At 48.2% G+C, this 20,843-nt stretch carries 19 protein-coding genes; 15 read left to right on the top strand and 4 right to left on the bottom strand.

The window, feature by feature from the left end; translation table 11 throughout:
- Nucleotides 1-13: 13 nt before the first annotated feature.
- Both clpX and lon read left to right on the top strand, forming a co-directional pair.
- The gene (gene clpX / locus ACPAOP_RS09965; protein WP_423707845.1) at nt 14-1,279 is read left to right on the top strand and encodes an ATP-dependent Clp protease ATP-binding subunit ClpX; all 1,266 of its coding nucleotides are present in this window, start codon (nt 14-16) and stop codon (nt 1,277-1,279) included.
- 217 nt (nt 1,280-1,496) lie between these two features.
- A complete protein-coding gene (lon, locus tag ACPAOP_RS09960; RefSeq protein ID WP_423681898.1) occupies nt 1,497-3,902 on the top strand; it encodes an endopeptidase La in 2,406 nt (801 codons plus the stop codon).
- 65 nt (nt 3,903-3,967) lie between these two features.
- Here the strand turns inward: lon and lexA are convergent, their stop codons facing one another.
- Nucleotides 3,968-4,624 carry a transcriptional repressor LexA gene (lexA, locus tag ACPAOP_RS09955; protein WP_423707844.1) on the bottom strand — a complete coding sequence of 219 codons (657 nt, stop codon included), beginning with the start codon at nt 4,622-4,624 and terminating at the stop codon, nt 3,968-3,970.
- A gap of 233 nt (nt 4,625-4,857) precedes the next feature.
- Here lexA and rpsF point away from each other — a divergent pair, with 233 nt between their 5' ends.
- The 7 genes from rpsF to ACPAOP_RS09920 all read left to right on the top strand — a co-directional run bounded on the left by rpsF (nt 4,858) and on the right by ACPAOP_RS09920 (nt 9,758).
- On the top strand, nt 4,858-5,226 hold the full coding sequence (gene rpsF, locus ACPAOP_RS09950) for a 30S ribosomal protein S6 (RefSeq protein ID WP_186883681.1): 369 nt from the start codon (nt 4,858-4,860) through the stop codon (nt 5,224-5,226).
- Nucleotides 5,227-5,260: 34 nt separating this feature from the next.
- The gene (gene priB, locus ACPAOP_RS09945) at nt 5,261-5,560 is read left to right on the top strand and encodes a primosomal replication protein N (protein ID WP_423707843.1); all 300 of its coding nucleotides are present in this window, start codon (nt 5,261-5,263) and stop codon (nt 5,558-5,560) included.
- 9 nt (nt 5,561-5,569) lie between these two features.
- Nucleotides 5,570-5,854 (top strand): 30S ribosomal protein S18, encoded by a 285-nt coding sequence (gene rpsR, locus ACPAOP_RS09940; protein ID WP_110252960.1) that lies wholly within the window; start codon nt 5,570-5,572, stop codon nt 5,852-5,854.
- Nucleotides 5,855-5,880: 26 nt separating this feature from the next.
- Nucleotides 5,881-6,333 carry a 50S ribosomal protein L9 gene (rplI, locus tag ACPAOP_RS09935; RefSeq protein WP_423681902.1) on the top strand — a complete coding sequence of 151 codons (453 nt, stop codon included), beginning with the start codon at nt 5,881-5,883 and terminating at the stop codon, nt 6,331-6,333.
- A gap of 163 nt (nt 6,334-6,496) precedes the next feature.
- Nucleotides 6,497-7,885 (top strand): replicative DNA helicase, encoded by a 1,389-nt coding sequence (locus tag ACPAOP_RS09930; protein WP_423681903.1) that lies wholly within the window; start codon nt 6,497-6,499, stop codon nt 7,883-7,885.
- Nucleotides 7,886-8,006: 121 nt separating this feature from the next.
- Complete coding sequence (locus ACPAOP_RS09925) at nt 8,007-8,633, top strand: DUF47 domain-containing protein (protein ID WP_212678577.1); 627 nt, start codon at nt 8,007-8,009, stop codon at nt 8,631-8,633.
- A 114-nt stretch (nt 8,634-8,747) separates the two neighbouring features.
- Nucleotides 8,748-9,758: an inorganic phosphate transporter gene (locus ACPAOP_RS09920; RefSeq protein ID WP_423681905.1), complete on the top strand. Its 1,011-nt coding sequence runs from the start codon at nt 8,748-8,750 to the stop codon at nt 9,756-9,758.
- An 85-nt stretch (nt 9,759-9,843) separates the two neighbouring features.
- Here the strand turns inward: ACPAOP_RS09920 and ACPAOP_RS09915 are convergent, their stop codons facing one another.
- From ACPAOP_RS09915 to ACPAOP_RS09905, 3 genes are all read right to left on the bottom strand, one after another.
- Nucleotides 9,844-10,599 carry a LytR/AlgR family response regulator transcription factor gene (locus ACPAOP_RS09915; RefSeq protein ID WP_423681907.1) on the bottom strand — a complete coding sequence of 252 codons (756 nt, stop codon included), beginning with the start codon at nt 10,597-10,599 and terminating at the stop codon, nt 9,844-9,846.
- An 8-nt stretch (nt 10,600-10,607) separates the two neighbouring features.
- The gene (locus tag ACPAOP_RS09910; protein ID WP_423681908.1) at nt 10,608-11,963 is read right to left on the bottom strand and encodes a sensor histidine kinase; all 1,356 of its coding nucleotides are present in this window, start codon (nt 11,961-11,963) and stop codon (nt 10,608-10,610) included.
- Between the two features lie 222 nt (nt 11,964-12,185).
- On the bottom strand, nt 12,186-14,435 hold the full coding sequence (locus ACPAOP_RS09905) for a bifunctional diguanylate cyclase/phosphodiesterase (RefSeq protein WP_423681910.1): 2,250 nt from the start codon (nt 14,433-14,435) through the stop codon (nt 12,186-12,188).
- 266 nt (nt 14,436-14,701) lie between these two features.
- Between ACPAOP_RS09905 and aroC the strand changes: the two genes are divergently transcribed.
- The 6 genes from aroC (at nt 14,702) to asd (ending at nt 20,673) form a co-directional block, all read left to right on the top strand.
- Entirely contained in the window at nt 14,702-15,796 is a 1,095-nt protein-coding gene (gene aroC / locus ACPAOP_RS09900; RefSeq protein WP_423707842.1) for a chorismate synthase, read from the top strand.
- Nucleotides 15,797-16,198: 402 nt separating this feature from the next.
- Complete coding sequence (gene leuC / locus ACPAOP_RS09895) at nt 16,199-17,602, top strand: 3-isopropylmalate dehydratase large subunit (RefSeq protein WP_423707841.1); 1,404 nt, start codon at nt 16,199-16,201, stop codon at nt 17,600-17,602.
- Nucleotides 17,603-17,623: 21 nt separating this feature from the next.
- Nucleotides 17,624-17,755 carry an entericidin A/B family lipoprotein gene (locus tag ACPAOP_RS09890; RefSeq protein WP_186883672.1) on the top strand — a complete coding sequence of 44 codons (132 nt, stop codon included), beginning with the start codon at nt 17,624-17,626 and terminating at the stop codon, nt 17,753-17,755.
- Nucleotides 17,756-17,763: 8 nt separating this feature from the next.
- On the top strand, nt 17,764-18,411 hold the full coding sequence (leuD, locus tag ACPAOP_RS09885; protein ID WP_423681916.1) for a 3-isopropylmalate dehydratase small subunit: 648 nt from the start codon (nt 17,764-17,766) through the stop codon (nt 18,409-18,411).
- A 15-nt stretch (nt 18,412-18,426) separates the two neighbouring features.
- The gene (leuB, locus tag ACPAOP_RS09880; RefSeq protein WP_423707840.1) at nt 18,427-19,500 is read left to right on the top strand and encodes a 3-isopropylmalate dehydrogenase; all 1,074 of its coding nucleotides are present in this window, start codon (nt 18,427-18,429) and stop codon (nt 19,498-19,500) included.
- Between the two features lie 45 nt (nt 19,501-19,545).
- A complete protein-coding gene (gene asd, locus ACPAOP_RS09875; protein WP_423707839.1) occupies nt 19,546-20,673 on the top strand; it encodes an aspartate-semialdehyde dehydrogenase in 1,128 nt (375 codons plus the stop codon).
- Nucleotides 20,674-20,843 lie beyond the last annotated feature (170 nt).

Raw genomic sequence — 20,843 nt, 5'->3', positions numbered from 1 at the left:
TCATATTCGTACCATGCCCGATAAAAAATCCTCCAGCGGTGAAAAACTGCTCTACTGCTCATTCTGCGGAAAGAGTCAACATGAGGTTAAGAAGCTGATTGCAGGGCCTTCGGTCTTTATTTGCGATGAATGTATAGACCTGTGCAATGACATTATTCGCGATGAAGCGTCTGAAATTGATAATATCGCGAGCGCGAAGACGGAGTTGCCTACTCCTCAGGAAATTACCGATTTGCTGGATCAGTATGTGATTGGTCAGCAAAATGCCAAGCGTATTCTGGCGGTAGCGGTCTACAATCATTATAAGCGCCTGAAACATCTGGGTAAAAAGGATGACGTTGAGCTTGCCAAGAGTAATATTCTGCTGGTTGGTCCAACAGGTTCGGGCAAAACTTTGCTGGCGCAGACGCTGGCTCGTATGCTGAACGTTCCGTTTGTAATTGCTGATGCGACCACATTAACCGAGGCTGGTTATGTCGGTGAGGACGTTGAAAATATCATTCAAAAATTGCTGCAGAACTGTAATTATGAAGTCGAACGTGCTCAGAAGGGCATCGTCTATATCGACGAGATTGATAAGATTTCCCGTAAATCTGACAATCCCTCGATCACACGTGATGTGTCTGGTGAAGGTGTGCAGCAGGCTCTGCTGAAGCTGATCGAAGGTACGATGGCATCGGTGCCACCACAAGGAGGTCGCAAGCATCCAAATCAGGACTTCATTCAGATCGATACCACGAATATCATGTTTATTTGTGGCGGTGCTTTTGACGGACTGGCAAAGATTATTTCAGACAGATCTGAGCGTAGCAGTATTGGTTTTTCAGCCAGCGTTAAAAGTCAGACCGAAAAGAGCGCAAGTCAGATGATGCAGGATGCGGAGCCGCAAGATTTGATTAAGTTCGGTTTGATTCCTGAATTGGTTGGTCGTTTGCCTGTTATTGCAACGCTGAATGAACTCGATGAAGAGGCGTTGATTCAGATTCTGGTCGAGCCTAAAAATGCGCTGATTAAGCAATATGCAAAACTGCTGGAAATGGAAGGCACTGAGCTTGAAATACGCCCGGCTGCTTTGCAGGCAATTGCAAAAAAAGCGATTGCCCGTAAAACTGGTGCGCGTGGTTTGAGATCGATACTGGAGCATGCATTGTTGGATATTATGTACGATCTGCCTAGCCATCAAAATGTTGAAAAAGTGGTGATTGATGAGGGGACTATCACTAACGGTGCTAAGCCTTTGCTTATTTATCACGAGCAAGCCAAAGTGTCCGGAGCTTGAGTTTTTGCAAAAAAAGGGGAGATATCCCCTTTTTTTTATGGTTATTCACCGTATTTTTTTTAATCGAAGTAGAATGAAGTAGGAAAAACATGGCTTCAGCCGTAAAGCTACCCGGAGGAGCTCTCTGCGTAGCTTTTTTATTGTTTTTTCTGATAATGGGCTTGTGTTTTAGCCTTGTGCGCCAACATTACCAACTAGTATTTATGAAAGGTGCGCCATGACAACTACTTCAATTACCGAGCAAATTCAACTGCCGCTGCTGCCATTACGTGACGTGGTTGTATTTCCCCATATGGTTATTCCACTGTTTGTGGGGCGCCCAAAGTCCATTAAGGCTTTGGAGGCTGCAATGGAGCAGGGTAAAAGCATTATGCTTGCTGCTCAAAAAGCCGCTGCGAAGGACGAGCCTTCGGCTGACGATATTTATGAAATTGGTTGTATAGCCAATATTTTGCAAATGTTGAAGTTGCCTGATGGCACAGTAAAAGTATTGGTTGAGGGCGCTCAGCGCGCCCGCATACATCAGATTCACGATTCTGAATCTCACTTCAGTGCAGAAGTGACTCCGGTCGCTGCAGTTGAGGAAGATGATTCCGAGGTTGAGGCGATGCGACGTGCAATTGTCCAGCAATTTGATCAGTATGTAAAACTGAATAAAAAGATTCCCCCTGAAATTCTTGCATCACTCTCTGGCATCGATGATGCAGGCCGTCTCGCAGATACGATTGCGGCACACTTGCCGCTGAAGCTGGAGCAAAAGCAAGTTATTCTGGAAATCTTCAGCGTTGCCAAACGACTGGAGCATCTGCTCGGTCAGCTCGAGGGTGAACTGGATATCCTGCAAGTGGAAAAACGTATCCGTGGTCGCGTCAAGCGTCAGATGGAAAAATCTCAGCGCGAGTATTATCTGAACGAGCAAGTAAAAGCGATTCAAAAAGAGCTTGGCGAAGGAGAAGAGGGGGCGGATATCGATGAGCTTGAAAAGAAAATCATCGCTGCCAAAATGCCGAAAGAAGCCCGCGATAAGGCACTCAATGAGCTCAAAAAACTCAAAATGATGTCGCCGATGTCAGCTGAGGCCACAGTTGTCAGAAATTATATTGATACTATTGTTGGTTTGCCTTGGAAGAAAAAATCCAAAGTAAATAATGATCTGACGAATGCTGAGAAAGTGCTGGAAGATGAGCATTACGGTTTAGAGAAAGTTAAAGAGCGTATTCTTGAATATCTTGCTGTGCAGCAGCGCGTGGATAAGTTAAAAGCTCCGATTCTGTGTCTGGTCGGACCTCCGGGAGTTGGTAAAACCTCACTTGGTCAGTCGATTGCCCGCGCAACAAATCGCAAGTTTGTCCGAATGGCGCTCGGTGGCGTGCGTGATGAGGCTGAAATCCGTGGGCATCGGCGTACTTATATCGGCTCGATGCCGGGCAAAATTTTGCAGAGTCTCGCCAAGGTTGGTGTTCGTAATCCTCTGTTTTTGTTAGATGAAGTCGATAAAATGGGGGCGGATTTCCGCGGTGATCCTTCTTCAGCATTGCTGGAGGTGCTGGATCCCGAGCAAAATCATACTTTCTCAGATCATTACATCGAGGTTGATTTCGATCTGTCTGATGTGATGTTTGTGGCGACGTCGAACTCTTACAACATTCCTCCGGCTTTGCTGGATAGGATGGAGGTGATCCGCCTTTCCGGTTACACCGAAGACGAAAAAACCAGTATTGCTCAACGTTATTTGCTGCCAAAGCAGATTAAAAATAATGGGCTGAAAGAGGCGGAAATCGCAGTCGCAGAAAGTGCAATCAGAGACATTATTCGTTACTACACGAGGGAGGCTGGCGTTCGTTCTCTGGAGCGTGAAATTTCCAAAATTTGCCGTAAAGTAGTCAAAATGCTGTTGCTGAAGAAGAGCGAGAAAAAGGCGACTATTACCTCTAAAAATCTGGATAAATACCTGGGGGTTCGCCGTTACGATTTCGGTGTTGCGGTAAAAGATAACCAAATCGGTCAGGTTGTCGGTCTGGCATGGACGGAAGTCGGTGGCGATCTTCTGACGATTGAGGCGGTGTCGATGCCTGGTAAAGGTGGTGTCATACGTACCGGTACGCTTGGTGACGTCATGAAGGAGTCGATCGAAGCTGCACGCACGGTGGTGCGCAGCCGTGCTCAGCGTTTGGGCATCAAGGCGGACGTTTTTGAGAAGAGTGATATTCACATTCACGTGCCTGAAGGGGCAACGCCAAAGGATGGTCCTTCGGCTGGTATTGCGATGACAACAGCGCTGGTTTCTGTGTTTACCGGAATCCCGGTAAGAGCGGATGTTGCAATGACTGGCGAGATTACGTTGCGTGGTGAGGTTCTGCCGATCGGTGGTCTGAAAGAGAAATTGCTGGCTGCACATCGCGGTGGGATTAAAACAGTTTTAATTCCAGAAGAAAATGCAAAAGATCTTGCTGAGATTCCGGATAATGTTAAAAACAAACTGGAAATTATCCCCGTGCGTTGGATAGATAAAGTGTTAGAAGTTGCTTTAGAACGACAGCCTGAACCTCTGGTGGATGCGGAGATTCCCGTTGCAGCAGGATCAGCTGAGCCTCAGGCTGATCTTGCAGTGATGAAACATTAATATTTTCCTCAATAAAAAAGCGCCCGAATTTCCGGGCGCTTTTTTTTATTAAATCTCGCTGTGTTTCAGACCCAGTTCCGCATGAGTCCGACAGCCAGCCCTTCCAATGAGAAATTCTCTTCGTTTTCACTGACTCTGATTGTTGAATAGTCAGGATTTTCGGGAATTAATTCAACCGAATTCCCGGTTTTTTTGTAGCGCTTAACTGTGACGTCATCACCAATTCTTGCGACAACGACTTGTCCGTTTCGCGCGACGTCAGTCTTCTTTACCGCCAAAAGATCGCCATCAAGAATCCCCGCATCCCGCATAGACATGCCGCGGACTTTCAGTAGGAAATCCGGCTTTGCCGAGAACAGTGCAGGATCGACCTGGTAACTGGTTTCGATGTGTTCGGAGGCGAGTATTGGAGATCCGGCGGCGACGCGACCAACCAGTGGCAGGCTGATTTGGTGCAGTGCGGCTTGCATTGAAGCGGTTTGCTGACCTGTAATGTGGCTCGATAACTCTGATTCCAGCAGGCGTATGCCGCGTGATGTTCCTGGAGCTATTTCGATGACGCCTTTTCTCGCAAGTGCTTGCAGATGCTCCTCGGCAGCGTTCGTTGATCGAAAGCCTAGTTCTGAGGCTATTTCAGCGCGTGTTGGTGGAAAGCCTGTATTTTGAATGGCATCTTTGATTAAATTCAGGATCTGCTCTTGTCGGGCTGTCAGCTTAAGCATTTTGTGTAAACGTAAGTCATTACGCTGTATATAAGAACAGTCTGTATTTTTATACAGTAAGATGCGAAGTGCAAGAAAATTTTATGATTATATGTAATCTTGCGCCGCCAAAGTTCCCATGCGCCGAATTGATTGAATAAAACGAAAAAGTGCGCTATCATCGTCGGCTTTCCTCTTCCTGCACTCGTCTTGACGCCGAGGCAGGCTATTTTTATTGTCCACAAGGAGAATATATGCGTCATTATGAAATCGTATTTATTGTACATCCCGATCAAAGCGAGCAAGTTCCTGCGATGATCGAACGTTACAAAGCTAGCGTTGTTGCACGCGGTGGTCAGGTTCACCGTGTTGAAGACTGGGGCCGCCGTCAATTGGCTTACATGATTCAAAAACTGGCTAAAGCACATTATGTTTGCATGAACATTGAGTGCGATGCAGAAACATTGCTTGAGCTGGAAACAGCATTCAAATTCAATGATGCCGTTCTGCGTCACCTGACAGTCAAAATGAAAAAAGCTGAAACAGCACCATCTCCAATGATGAAAGCTGTTCAAAAAGAAGACGCAGCTAAAGCGCAACGCGTCGAAGCACCAGCTGCTTAATTCATTTGATTTGAAAAAGGTCGTATAAAAAACAGTGAATCAACTGACAGTGAAGGCACGTATCTTAGAGAAATCAGTGATACGGTACACGCCGGCTGGGATACCGATAGCGTCTGCGATACTGATGCACAGTTCTCAGCAGGTGGAAGCCGGAACAGGGCGATTGGTTGAATTTGAAATTCCGGCACAGGCTGCCGGTGACATTTCAGGAACATTCAATGAGTTGCCTTTAGATGTTGAGATTGCATTCACAGGTTTTTTAGCACGCAAAAATCGCAACAGCAAAAGTCTGGTATTTCATATCAGTGAAATACAGGCACATTTACTAGATTAGGAGCCAAAAATGGCATTCGGTAAAAAATTTGATAAAAGCAAATTGAAGCAAAAGCGTCAACAACAAAACCCTTTGTTCAAGCGTAAAAAATTCTGCCGCTTCACAGCAGCACATGTAGAAAAAGTTGATTACAAAGATATCGACACACTGAAAGATTTCGTGCAAGAAAACGGCAAAATTATGCCAGCACGTCTGACAGGTACTAAAGCACTGTACCAACGTCAAGTTGATACAGCGATCAAGCGCGCACGCTACTTAGCGTTGCTGCCATACACTGATCTGCACACAGCGTAATTGACGACAGGTATTAGGAGAAAAATATGCAAGTTATTCTGATGGATAAAGTCGTTAATCTCGGCAATCTTGGTGATGTAGTTCGTGTTAAAGATGGTTATGCACGTAACTTTTTGATTCCACAGCGCATGGCTCGTCGTGCGACTGCAACTGCAATCGCTGAATTTGAAGCGAAGCGCGCAGAACTGGAAAAAGCAGCTGCAGCGAAACTGGCGGCAGCTCAGGCGCAAGGAGAGAAACTGGAAGGCTCTACAGTCCAGATTTCTCAAAAATCTGGTGTTGATGGTCGTTTGTTCGGCTCCGTGACTAATTTTGACATCGCTGAAGCGCTGACTAAAGCCGGTTTCACTGTAGAAAAAGCTCAAGTGCGTATGCCACAAGGTCCATTGAAAACAACAGGTGATCATGCTGTTTCTGTTGCTCTGCACACTGACGTTGTTGTTAACGTGAACGTTTCCGTTGTTGGCGAGCACGCTTAATCAGCTGTCAGCTAAAAATTTTAAAAGCCGGGGTTTCCCCGGCTTTTTTTATTTTGAGCGTAAATTATATAAATAATTTTGTATTTTTATTTTGTTGTACACACCGTACTTTGTCATTGACGGTCTTTATTTGTAATTCTATTTAGCAGGTATAATGCGCGCCATGAAAGCCGCTACTGATCCACAACTTGATGCAATCCGCGTCCCCCCCCATTCCATTGAGGCAGAGCAGTCTGTTCTCGGTGGTCTTTTACTTGATAACGCTGCATGGGATCGTATTGCAGACTTTATCGGTGAAGAGGATTTCTATCGCTATGATCACAGAATTATTTTTCAGTGCATTGTCAAACTGATTAATTCTTCGAGGCCGGCTGACGTGATTACTGTCTACGAAGCGCTGAATGGTATGGGCAAGGCAGAAGAGGCGGGCGGCCTTACCTATCTGAATGCGCTGGCGCAAAACACGCCGTCGGCAGCAAATATCCGCCGTTACGCAGAAATCGTACGTGATCGCGGAGTGTTACGCAAATTGATTACTGTTTCAGATGAAATTGCTGGTAATGCTTTCAATCCTCAGGGTAAGGAAGTCAAGCAAATGCTGGATGAGGCTGAATCGAAAATCTTTGCGATCGCTGAAGAAGGTGCACGCGGTGCCCAAGGTTTTCAGGCGATTCAACCTTTGTTGACACAGGTTGTGGAGCGTATTGATGAGTTGTACAACCGTGATAACCAGAATGATATTACCGGTGTTCCTACCGGATTCGTCGATCTGGATAAGATGACTTCAGGCTTGCAACCCGGAGATCTGATTATTGTTGCAGGGCGCCCATCCATGGGTAAAACGGCGTTCTCACTCAATATCGGCGAGAACGTCGCAATCGACAGTGGCTTGCCGGTCGCGGTGTTCTCCATGGAGATGGGCGGCGCGCAGTTAGCGATGCGTATGCTCGGTTCTGTGGGGCGACTGGATCAGAGCCGTTTGCGTGTAGGTAAACTGAGTGACGAAGATTGGCCAAGGCTGACGCATGCCATTCAAAAAATGAATGATGCCCAGCTGTACATCGATGAAACGCCTGCGCTGAGCTCTATCGAATTACGTGCACGTTCGCGTCGCTTGGCCCGCCAGTGCGGCAAGCTTGGTCTGATCATTGTCGATTACCTGCAACTGATGTCAGCCAATTCCGCAGGTGAAAACCGGGCAACCGAAATTTCTGAAATTTCACGAAATCTGAAAGGTCTCGCTAAAGAGTTGAATTGCCCGGTGATCGCTCTTTCTCAGTTAAACCGCTCACTGGAGCAGCGCCCGAATAAGCGTCCTGTGATGTCAGACTTGCGTGAATCAGGCGCGATTGAGCAGGATGCTGACGTGATTATGTTTATTTACCGGGATCAGGTTTACAACCCTGACTCTCCCGATAAAGGCACTGCCGAAATTATTATCGGTAAGCAGCGTAACGGTCCGATTGGCAGTGTCCGGCTGACTTTCCTCGGTGAATATACTAAGTTTGATAATTATGTCGGCTCGTTGTCAGTGTATGGCGATAGTGAGTAATACAGAATCATTTTTACCCGGTGAGTGAAATTCACCAAATGTCGTTTCAGTTTTGCAGGTGCAATCCGCTTGTATCCTGATAAATATATTCCAATTTGTTTCAAATTTCAGTGAGAAAAAAATGTTTGGACGCCTGATGCCTACGGAAGGCAAATTCTTTGAATTATTCAATCAGCATGCAGATCTGTGTGTCAAAGGATCTAAAGAAATGCTTGCTTTGATGACTAATTTTGATGATCTGGAAAGCAGGGTACATGCAATCGAGAGCGTTGAAAAGCAAGCAGATACAGTGACACACAACACCATAGAGTTGCTGCATAAAACATTTATCACGCCGCTTGACCGCGACGATATCCATAAACTGATTACGCGCATGGATGACATTCTTGATCTGCAGGAAGATGCTGCGCAGACGATCTCGCTCTACGATATCCGTGAAATCACTCCGGAAGCAAAGCGTCTTGCTGAGTTGTGCCTGGCTTGTGCTGAGAAGGTTAAAGCTGCAGTTGCGTTGTTGCATAACATGAATAACTCACGCGAGATTCTGACTATCTGTGAAGAAATCGATCGTCTGGAGTCTGATGCTGATCACGTGATGCGCGCTGCAATGTCTAAGCTGTTCCGCGACGAGCCGGACGTGCGTAATCTGATTAAATTGAAAGCAATTTACGAAATTCTGGAAACTGTTACCGATCGTTGTGAAGATGTCGCGAATATTATCGAAGGCATCATCGTTGAAAACGCTTAACAGCAGATATTGACCCTGCCAGTACTCTGAGCCGGGTCTGTCTATGTCACTCTCTCGCAAATGAATAACCTGGCTCCCGATGAATCGGGAGCTGTATAAAGTAGAGTAAATTTCATGCAGACTTTACAAATCAGCATTTATGTCGTCGCAGCTCTGGTTGTGCTGGCACTGCTATTTGATTTTATGAACGGCTTTCATGACGCAGCCAATGCGATTGCAACCGTTGTTTCTACCGGGGTATTGAAACCTCAGCAAGCGGTGGCAATGGCCGCGTTTTTTAATGTTCTCGCGGTGACGGTGTTTCCGCTGACGGTCGCGGCAACGATAGGTAAGGGCACGATACAACCGTGGGCAATTGATCATTATGTTATTTTCGGAGCACTGGTCGGCGCAGTATTCTGGAATCTGGTGACCTGGTATTTTGGTATTCCATCCTCGTCATCGCATGCGCTGATCGGCGGCCTTGTGGGAGCTGCAGTCGCAAAGTCGGGCACGACAGCGCTGGTCTCTGCCGGCTTGATTAAAACGATCGCGTTTATCATAGTTTCTCCGTTACTGGGATTTATTCTTGGTTCTCTGATGATGCTGCTGGTGTCGTGGTTATTTGTCCGTTCAACGCCGATGAAAGTCGATAAATGGTTCCGTCGTCTGCAACTGGTCTCTGCATCTATGTACAGCTTGGGTCATGGCGGTAACGACGCACAGAAGACCATGGGTATCATCTGGATGTTGCTGATTGCCGGCGGTTACTCGAGTACGCAGGATGCGATGCCGCCCTGGTGGGTAATTTTGTCCTGCTATACCGCGATCGGTCTGGGGACTTTGTTTGGTGGCTGGCGTATTGTGAAAACGATGGGACAGAAAATTACCAAGCTCAAACCGGTTGGTGGTTTTTGTGCCGAGACAGGTGGTGCGATCACCCTGTTTATCGCGACAGCACTGGGTATCCCTGTCTCGACGACGCATACGATTACCGGCGCAATTGTCGGTGTTGGATCTGCGCAAAAAATGTCAGCGGTGCGCTGGGGTGTTGCCGGTAACATCGTCTGGGCCTGGATATTAACGATTCCGGCGTCTGCGTTCGTTGCTTCGATTGCATGGTGGGCGGGAACGAAAATTTTATAACGGACAACGTATTAACTGAGAAAAAAGCGCCCATTGATGTGGGCGCTTTTTTATTCATAGCACAACTGATCTGGGGCATTTCTCACTACATCTGTTTAAATAAATGGACGAAGCTTCTGCTGACTTCCAGTTTTTCCGTCAACCCTTTGACCTGTACCAGATGCCTGCCGCGCAAGTCCCGTACAACGCCCGAAATTGCTTTAGCATTGACCAGCGTTGAGCGGTGAATTTGCCAGAATAAAGCCGGGTCCAATTCTTCGGACAGGTCTCTTACAGGTTTGCGTATCAGTGCCTCATAGTTCGCAGTCTGAACCCGGGTGTATTTTTCATCAGACTGAAAAAACAGTATTTCCTCAACCGGAATCAGGCGCAGTTCCTGTCCGATTGAGGCTTGTATCCATTGCAGATAGCTAGGTTTCGACATCCCCATCTGTTTCGCCAGCTGTGACAGCATATTGCTCATGTCTGCTGGCTGATCGTGTTTCTTTAAGCGGGATTTCAGGCGTTCCACGGTTTTACTGAGTCGCTCGACATCTGCAGGCTTCAGCACATAATCAACAGCGCCGTGATCAAACGCCTGAATTGCATACTGATCATAGGCGGTAATGAATACGATATGAGCTTTGTTACCGATCTCCTGTGCTGCCTCAAGTCCTGTTTTAATCGGCATCCGTATGTCGAGGAAAATCAGATCCGGTTTGTGCTTTTCAACCAGTTGTATGGCTTCTTCTCCATTTTTTGCTTCATCCAGAATTTGAAGTTCTGGCCATACTTGTTCAAGACGTGACCGAAGCTGCTCTCGCATCAGTCTCTCATCATCGGCAAGGATTGCGGTTGGCATCATAATTATTAATTGGCTAATTCATAAGGAATTTCTATGGTAACGCAAACACCGCTGGGTTGATTCGGCGTGATGATCATTTGCCCTTTTTCTTTGTAAATGAGTTTCAGGCGTTCACGAATATTTTGCAGGCCCAGCCCGGTCCCATTACTTGGCATTGCACCAAATCCCAGGCCATCATCGGTGACGGAGACGCGCAGCTTATTATGCGCAACTTCCGCTCTGAATTTAATCGTGCCACCTTCGGCTTTACATTCGAGACCGTGTTTAATCGCATTTTCGACCAGAGATTGCAACATCATCGGTGGGAAAGATGCACTGCGTAAGCCTTCTGGCATAACGAAGTCAACATTGAGTCTTTCCTCCATCCGCATTTTCAGCAGGTCGAGATAGGCTTTGATCATGTCAGCTTCACGTCCCAGATTGGTCGTCGATGCATTCTCCCGCATTTGTGGCAAGACCGCACGCAGATAGCTGATCAGGCTCCGTTGCATCGCGGCGGCACGAGGCGGATCAGTTTCGATCAGGTGCTCGACAGATGCTAGTGTGTTGAACAGGAAATGTGGTTCGACCTGCGCTTGCATCATCTGCATCTTGGCTTCACTGACCTGTCGCAGTAAGGATTCTCTTTCTGCTGCGAGACCGGCTTCTTCTGCTTTTTCTTCAGCTCTGACTTTGCCGCCCATCAGTATTTTCATACCGAACAGCCCGAATACCAGTAGCAGAACAAAATTAACAAACCACTTCGACGATGTTTTTTTGTAGCTGCGCACCTCCTCATCGGCTGCATCAGCAACAGCATTGTTGATATCTTCACTGATTTCTTTGGCGACATCAGGAGGAAGCTTGATATGGATGTCCTCTGTTGCCGGGCCCGTTTTTTCCATTATGCCGGGTGTCGGCGGTATTCCCGGAGCGGCCGGGGCTGCCGGCGTCGCTGGAGCAGCCGGGGTGGTAGGAGCCTCGGGTGCGGGCAGGGAGTTGCCGGAGCTTAAATCGATATCGCTTTTGGTGCGGATACCATTTTCATCGATTTCGATTTGCTTGCCTTTGCCGTTCGAATTGGCCTTACGGATGCGGATGCCCGTGTCATCAATCTCGATGCTGGTATCGTTGTCAACGACCTGTGCTTTCTTTTTTGCTTTCTTTGCCGGTACGTTTTTTGTGACAACCACACTTTCTTCCGACGTGAACAGCATATCCTGCAGCATTGCACCGGCGATTATTGTGATCAGAGCGAACAAAAAAAATTTCCACCAGGATAATTTAGTCACCCATGCTGCGGTCTGATCGAAGCGTTTGCTCAGCCAGTTACTGAATTCTCCAATCAGATCTTTGATCGTTTGTGTTGTTGTTGGGTTCATTGATGATCTCCCTGTCTGTTGCGCTGTACCGTTGTGCCCTGCGTCTTTTTCACCGCAGAAGCGTTTTTTTGTTGATGGACAGACTGTGACAAAAATAAGGTCCGCACGCCACCGTTATGCGATAGTCTGTCAGAAACGGGTGGCAGAATGAAAAAAAGGCGACACGACTGCGCAGTGTGTCGCCTTCCGTAATTTATCTATGCGGACTTTGCGTCTGAAAATTCAGGGAGAAGGTCTGCTTTCCAGCCATGCGTGAAGATCGCTGCGTGTCAGCGGTTTTGTGTAGAAATAGCCTTGCGCCAGATTGCATCCATAAGACAGTAAGGTATCTGCCTGCATCTGATTTTCCACGCCCTCAGCAATCACAGCCAGTCCAAGATTCTGACCCAGCTGAACGATCATTTTTGCAATGCTGCCCTCGCTGGCATTTTCCTTTATGTCATTAACAAAGGCGCGGTCGATTTTAAGTTTATCGATATCGAGTTTTTGCAAATGACTTAATGAGGAGAAGCCGGTACCGAAATCGTCGATCGAGATACTGACGCCAAGTTGTTTAATCTGACGCAGGGTTTTAATCAGTAATTCCGGATCTTTCATCGCCATCGATTCGGTAATCTCGAGTTCGATGAATTGTGGTGGGGCATGAGTTTCTTCGAGAGCTTTGTTGAGCGTTTGCAGGAACAGTGGATGAGAGAACTGAACCTGAGAAACGTTGATCGCCATCTGGAAATCAGTGTAACCAAGGCCGCGCAGATAGACCAATTCATGGCAGGCGCTGCGCAGCACCCATTCGCCGATATCAACAATCAGACCTGAATATTCCGCAATGGGGATGAATTGATCTGGCGGGACAAATTTACCATCATCGGTTTTCCAGCGTAACAGGGCTTCGGCGCCGAGAATTTTACCGTTACGGATATCGACCTGCGGTTGATAGACAACGAATAAACGCTGATGCTCAAATGCAGCGCGCAAAGCATGCATCAGCAGCACACGCTCGCGGATTTCCACACCCATATTGCGCGTGAAATACTCGTAACCGCCCCGTTGGTGTGTCTTCGCGCGTTTGAGTGCGATATTGGTGTCTTTTAATGCTTCAGAGCCGTCGCCGTCGTATTCATCGAGTTTGATTAAGCCTATCGTCGCAGAGAGTTGTACTTCCTGATTGTCAACATCAAACGGCTTGGTGAAGAGCGCAAGAATATTTTCGGGGCAAACTAGTTTCTGGTCTCCCACCAGGGCAAAGGTATCGCTGCCGACCCTGGCCAGCTTGCATTCGCAACCGAAATGATTAATCAGGCGCTGCGCTACAGAATACAGCAGAAGATCGCCGAAATGATGGCCGAGCGCGTCATTGGTCTCAGCAAAATGATCAATATCGATCAGCGACAGCGTACTGTGATTCTTGAGCGGTGACGCGATAATTTCATTGAGGGTCTGTAGTAGTTTTAATCGATTGGAGAGGCCGGTCAATACATCATAAAACGCATAATTGTGCAGGCGGGAAGTCAGCACGACGTTATCCAGCCCCACGGAGACATTACTACAAAAGACTTCAAGCAATCGCTTGTTCATTTCATTGAGGCGCAAACCTTTTTCAAGGTAGAGCGTGAAGTCTTTTCTGGCAGGATTATTGAAACGGAGTACGGTGGCATCACTGCCGTAGATGCTTTGTCCTTCCGTGAGTGACTGCCTGATGATGTCCAGTGCGTTGGTATTCCTGATCGCTGCAATCGGCTGATCCAGCAGCTCGGAAAACGCTTTTGTTGCCGCGACGACGTGCAGATCATGAACTTGCTCGTCATTACTGAGCGGATTTTGTCGAGCGCAGATGAAGCCTTCCGCATTAATTCCGAGCAAATTATTGATCTGTGTGAGCACGCCCTCGGCAAAATGAGGCAGGCCATGCAGTGCCATTAACTCAGTGCTCGCATTAATCACATTCTCGAGTCCGTGCCGGCTTGCGTTGATGTCGCAGATCTGCTCGTAAGAGCGTATCGCCGAGGTGACTGCGGTATAAAGCTTGGTGCGGGTCAGTTCTGATTTAGTTTTGTAATCATTGATGTCGTAGTCCCGGATCGCATCAATTTCAGGTGCGTAGCCAGGTTGCCCTGTTCTCAGAATAATGCGGACATCACTCAGCCGCAGGGTTTTGCGAATGTAATTGACGAGCTGTAAGCCTGCATCTTCCTGTTCCATCACCACATCGAGCAGGATAATGGCGATGTCCGATTCGGATTCCAATATGGCTTGTGCTTCTGCTGCAGAGTAGGCATGGAGAAAACTCAATGGCCTGTGCTGTATTTCAAGGCTGCCAAGCGCAAACGTCGTTGCTGAATGCACATCATGATCATCATCGATGATCATGATTCTCCAGCTGGAGCGCGCTTTAGATTCCGCCGGCGATGTTTCCTGATCGTGCTCATCAAGAAAAATCAGATTATCTTCGGCGGGGTGAGTCTGTGAAATCATCGGAAATGCTGCTCCATGCGTTGCATATCTTTGTACTCAGGTTGCGTGATTTTGTCATCTGCTTCAACTATGACATTAAAAAACACCTAAGCCAAGCCTCGGGCCTTTTGTTTCGCAATAAAAAGAGCAATATTAGTGCGGAAAACATCAAATGTCTGTATTTCGCCGTCCAACAGACGGGGCCGCGATGCGTACACCGGCAGCAAGCCCCGATTAAGCTGTTAGAATGATTTAAATTCTGTTTTTAACCTCTCTCGCAAAATATTATGTCTGGCAACACTTTTGGAACGCTGTTTACTGTTACTACGTTTGGTGAATCTCATGGTCCTGCGATCGGTTGTGTGATCGACGGATGTCCACCCGGCATGGAGTTATCAGAGTCTGATATTCAGCCGGAGCTGGATCGCCGGAAACCCGGAACATCCCGCCACGTTACTCAGCGCCAGGAGCCGGACACAGTGGAAATCCTTTCCGGTGTTTATCAGGGTAAAACCACGGGAACGCCGATTGCACTGCTGATCCGTAACCAGGATCAGCGCAGCAAAGACTACGGCAATATTACTGAAACCTTTCGCCCCGGGCATGCCGATTTCACCTACTGGAGCAAATATGGCATTCGTGATCCGCGCGGCGGTGGCCGTTCATCGGCACGCCTGACCGCACCGGTGGTTGGTGCGGCGGCGATTGCAAAAAAGTGGCTGAAGCAAAAATTCGGTACGGAATTTAAAGGGGGCATGAGCCAACTGGGCGAGATTGCGATTCCGTTTCAGGCCTGGGCGCATGCAGCGGAAAATCCTTTTTTCGCGCCGACTGCCGATGCCGCATTGATTGCGCAACTGGAAAACTACATGGATGACCTGCGTAAAGACGGCGACTCTATCGGGGCGAAAATCGATGTGGTAGCGACCAACGTGCCGGTGGGGCTGGGGGAGCCGATTTACGACAAACTCGATGCCGATATTGCTTTTGCCATGATGGGCATCAATGCGGTTAAAGGCGTGGAAATCGGCGCCGGTTTTCAATCGGTTGCACAGCGTGGCTCTGTCCATGGCGATGAAATCACACCGCAAGGTTTTGTCGGCAACAATGCAGGCGGAATTCTGGGCGGCATCTCTACCGGGCAAGATATTACGGTGTCGATAGCAATTAAGCCGACCTCATCAATTCGTACCCCGCGCCAGTCGATTGATAAAGACGGCAAACCCGTGATGGTCGAAACTTTCGGCCGGCATGATCCTTGTGTCGGTATACGTGCAACGCCGATCGCCGAAGCGATGCTGGCCTTGGTGCTGATGGATCATGCGCTGCGTCACCGGGCGCAATGCGGTGATGTGGTCAGCCCGGACTTTTTTGCACGGTAAACCAAGTACGCACTCCCTCAGCCTGCCTTAAAGTCACCGCAAATTTAGTATTTAGGGGAGTATCCGGTGTTTTAGCCTTTATCTCCGCGTAAAGACTGGTTCTCTGGATATACTGGGGGGAGTATATTTCGGCTTCCCACGGGTGTTATTACTCCCGTTTCTACTCCTTGGCCGTTTTATTCATGACGGAATAAATATTGGTTATTCTGTGAAAATTCCTTTTTATGCAGATGAAAATTCGGGAATTTTTTTAAATTTCAGACTTTTCTACTGATTTAGAATTCCATTTTTGGCTTTCAGCGTGGTTTTGCATAGCACAATTGTGGCATAATCAAATGCAAAAAACAGACCCAATGCGGTTTCGCGGTTCAAATTCATCACGACTTCTTCAGGCTTCAGATTATGCTCAAAACGCTTTACGACAAATTGTGGGAATCTCATGTAGTTCACTCCGAAGACGACGGCACGGCCATTCTGTATATCGACCGTCATTTGCTGCACGAAGTCACTAGTCCACAAGCGTTTGAAGGCTTAAAGATAGCGGGACGTCAGCCCTGGCGTAATTCCGCGAATCTGGTGGTTGCTGACCACAACGTTCCGACCACGAATCGTATTAATGGCATTGATGATCCTACATCCCGTTTGCAAGTTGAAACACTGGATAAAAATGCGAAACAATATGGACTGACTTATTTCAGTATGGCGGATAAGCGTCAGGGCATCGTCCACGTCATTGGCCCTGAACAAGGTGCCACCTTGCCTGGTATGACGGTCGTTTGTGGTGACTCCCATACTTCGACGCATGGTGCGTTTGCTTGCCTGGCGCACGGTATCGGCACTTCTGAAGTCGAGCACGTACTTGCAACGCAGACTCTGGTTGCGAAGAAATCGAAAGCCATGCTGGTGCAGGTTGATGGTGTATTGCCTGCAGGTGTGACGGCAAAGGACGTTGTTCTGGCGATTATCGGCAAAATAGGAACGGCTGGTGGTACCGGTTATGCGATTGAGTTCGCTGGCTCGACGATACGCAGTTTATCGATGGAAGGCCGGATGACCATCTGTAATATGGCGATTGAGGCTGGTGCCCGTGCCGGTATGGTGGCCGTCGATCAGACGACGATTGATTATGTCAAAGGCCGTCCATTCTCACCGGTTGGCCCGCACTGGGATCGTGCTGTGGAATACTGGAAAACCCTGCATTCAGATGCGGGCGCCAAGTTCGATATGGTGGTGACCTTGAATGCGGCAGAAATTAAACCGCAGGTGACGTGGGGAACGTCGCCGGAAATGGTGGTAGCGATTGATAGCCGCGTCCCCGATCCGGATCAGGAAAAAGATGCGGTGAAGCGCGATGCGATTGAGAAAGCGCTGGCATACATGGAATTGAAGCCAAATACAGCGATTTCTGACATTCGTATCGACAAAGTTTTTATCGGTTCGTGTACCAATTCACGGATAGAGGATTTACGTGCCGCCGCTGCCGTAGTGCGTGGCAAATTCCGCGCCTCCAACGTGAAGCTGGCACTGGTTGTGCCGGGGTCCGGTCTGGTCAAAGAGCAGGCGGAGCGCGAAGGTCTGGATAAAATTTTCCGTGATGCCGGTTTTGAATGGCGTGAGCCAGGTTGCTCTATGTGCCTGGCGATGAATGCTGATCGTCTGGAGCCGGGGGAGCGCTGCGCTTCCACATCTAACCGTAATTTTGAAGGGCGCCAGGGGCAGGGTGGACGCACCCACCTTGTGTCTCCGGCGATGGCTGCAGCAGCAGGAATTGAAGGTCATTTTGTTGACGTACGTCGCTTGTCATAAACATTTGCAAAAGGAATTATCATGAAAAAAATCTTCTTTATTTTGTCTTGTGTGGCTTGTGTACTGACTTTGTCTGCCTGCAATACTGTGCAGGGCATCGGTAAAGATGTGAAAAAAGCCGGTGAGGTTGTTGAAGGCGCAGGGAAAAAATAAGTCGTTATATGGAAAAATTTACTTTACTGGATGGCGTCGTAGCGCCTATGGACAGGGCGAATGTGGATACCGATGCCATCATTCCTAAGCAGTTTCTGAAATCGATACAACGTACTGGTTTCGGTCCGAATCTGTTTGACGAATGGCGTTATCTGGATCACGGCGAGCCGGGCATGGATAATAGTGCTCGCCCGCTGAATCCTGATTTCGTGTTGAATCAGGCGCGCTATCAAGGTGCCTCAATCCTGCTGGCCCGTAAGAATTTTGGCTGTGGCTCTTCGCGGGAGCATGCGCCGTGGGCGTTGGAGCAATACGGTTTCCGCGCGATTATCGCGCCGAGTTTTGCCGACATTTTCTTCAATAACTGCTATAAAAATGGGCTGCTGCCTATCGTTCTGAGTGAGACGCAAGTCGATCATTTATTTAACGAGGTTAAAGCTTTTCCAGGTTTCCGTCTGGTGATAGATCTTGAAAAACAAATGGTCACAACATCGAACGGCAGTGTCAGTTATCCGTTTGAAATTGACGCGTTCCGTAAATATTGCCTGTTGAATGGCTTGGATGATATTGGTCTGACCTTACGTCAGGCAGACAAAATCCGTGCGTTTGAGGAGCGTCACATTGCCGCCCAACCGTGGCTGGCTAATACGATTTAATAAAGAACAGAGAAAATGAAGATAGCAATTTTGCCAGGTGATGGTATCGGTCCTGAAATCGTCGACCAGGCTGTACAGGTGCTCAATGCGCTGGGTGAGTCATTTGAAATGGAAACCGCGCCAGTTGGTGGTGCAGGTTATGAGGCATCCGGTCGTCCGTTGCCCGAAGCGACGCTGAAGCTGGCGCAAGAAGCGGATGCGGTATTGTTCGGCGCCGTAGGTGACTGGAAATACGATACGCTGGAACGTGCTTTGCGTCCTGAACAAGCGATTCTGGGTTTGCGTAAAAACCTGAAATTATTTGCTAATCTGCGTCCGGCGATTTTGTATCCTGAGCTGGCGGGCGCATCGACGCTGAAGCCGGAAGTGGTTTCTGGTCTCGATATTCTGATTATCCGTGAATTGACGGGAGATATTTATTTTGGTCAGCCGCGTGGTGTGCGTGAATGCCCTGATGGCCCGTTCAAAGGTGAGCGCGAGGGTTTCGATACCATGCGTTATGCCGAAACGGAAATCCGCCGTATTGCGCACGTTGCTTTTCAGACTGCGCAAAAGCGTGACAAGCGCCTGACCAGTGTTGACAAAGCGAACGTACTCGAAACTTTCCAGTTCTGGAAAGATATTGTTACGGATGTGCATAAAGAGTACCCGGATGTCGCGCTGGATCATATGTATGTCGACAATGCAGCGATGCAGCTGGTAAGGGCCCCGAAGAAGTTCGACGTGATTGTGACAGGTAATATGTTCGGCGATATTTTGTCTGACGCAGCAGCGATGCTGACCGGTTCTATTGGCATGTTGCCATCGGCTTCACTCGATGCGAATAACAAGGGCTTGTATGAGCCTTCACACGGTTCAGCGCCGGATATCGCTGGTAAAGGCGTGGCAAATCCGCTGGCAACTATTCTGTCTGCAGCGATGATGCTACGCTACTCACTGAATAAAGCGGAGCAGGCGGATCGTATCGAAAATGCGGTGAAGAAGGTGCTGGCTCAGGGCTTGCGCACGCCGGATATTTACGAAGCGGGTACAACCAAAGTTGGTACCGCGGAGATGGGGCGCGCGGTGGTGAATGCGTTGTCGAGTTAAGGTTTTTATTGATGGGCAGGGACGTCCTGCAATTTTTAGGGAAAAATGATGAAACTGGTGGGTTTGGTAGGTTGGCGTGGGATGGTGGGATCGGTTCTGATGCAGCGTATGCAGGAAGAAAACGATTTCGCTCATATAGAACCAGTATTCTTTTCAACATCGAATACAGGCGGTACCGCGCCTGCGATGGCAAAAAATGAGAAGATGCTGAAAGACGCAAATGATATTGACGCATTGAAGAAGTGCGAAATTATTATTACCTGCCAGGGTGGTGATTACACGAATGAAGTTTTCCCAAAATTGCGTGCTGCCGGTTGGAATGGTCATTGGATTGACGCTGCGTCGAGTCTGCGTATGAACGACGATGCGGTGATCGTGCTGGACCCGGTCAACTTGCCTGTGATTAAAGATGCGCTGGCGAAAGGGCAGAAAAATTGGATCGGTGGTAATTGCACGGTCAGTTGTATGTTGATGGGTGTTGGTGCTTTGTATAAAGCCGGTCTGGTTGAGTGGATGAGTACCCAGACTTATCAGGCAGCATCTGGCGGAGGCGCTCAGCATATGCGTGAATTGCTGACACAATATGGAACACTGAATGCGGAAGTCAGAGACCTGCTGGATGATCCTAAGAGCGCAATTCTGGAAATTGATCGTAAGGTCATTGCAAAACAGCGTTCACTGTCTGCTACTGAAACGGCGAACTTTGGTGTGCCATTGGGCGGCTCCCTGATCCCTTGGATAGATAAAGACCTTGGTGACGGTATGTCCAAAGAGGAATGGAAGGGCATGGCTGAGACGAATAAAATTCTTGGTCAGGGCGAAGGTTTTGGTACGACAGCAGTTCCAGTGGACGGGTTCTGTATCCGTATCGGAGCGATGCGTTGCCATAGCCAGGCATTGACATTCAAGTTGAAAAAGGATGTTCCTGTTGCAGATATCGAGGCAATGATCGCTGCCGACAATGAATGGGTGAAAGTTGTGCCAAATACGCGCGAAGCAAGTATTCGTGACCTGACACCGGTTGCAGTCACAGGCACGATGACAATTCCTGTCGGACGTATCCGTAAGCTGGCAATGGGACCAGAATATGTGGGGGCATTTACGGTCGGCGACCAGCTGTTGTGGGGCGCTGCTGAGCCTCTGCGCCGCATGCTGCGTATTCTGATCGACTAACATCGATATGTATTAAAAAGCAAAAAAAAGGGGAGCGTTTGCTCCCTTTTTTTTCTTACAAATAATTACAAAATACGTTGTTAAATTACTTGCATTGTCAAATGACAACAACGATATTGGCAAATCGTGTCCTCATTCTCTTCTTCGTGTATTTACCATGCTTGCAAATC

The sequence above is a fragment of the Undibacterium sp. WLX3042 genome (genome assembly GCF_049544825.1).
Classification (GTDB): Bacteria; Pseudomonadota; Gammaproteobacteria; order Burkholderiales; family Burkholderiaceae_D; genus Undibacterium.
The sequence above is the reverse complement of the archived record's forward strand: the minus strand, read 5'-3'. Positions and strand labels throughout refer to the sequence as shown.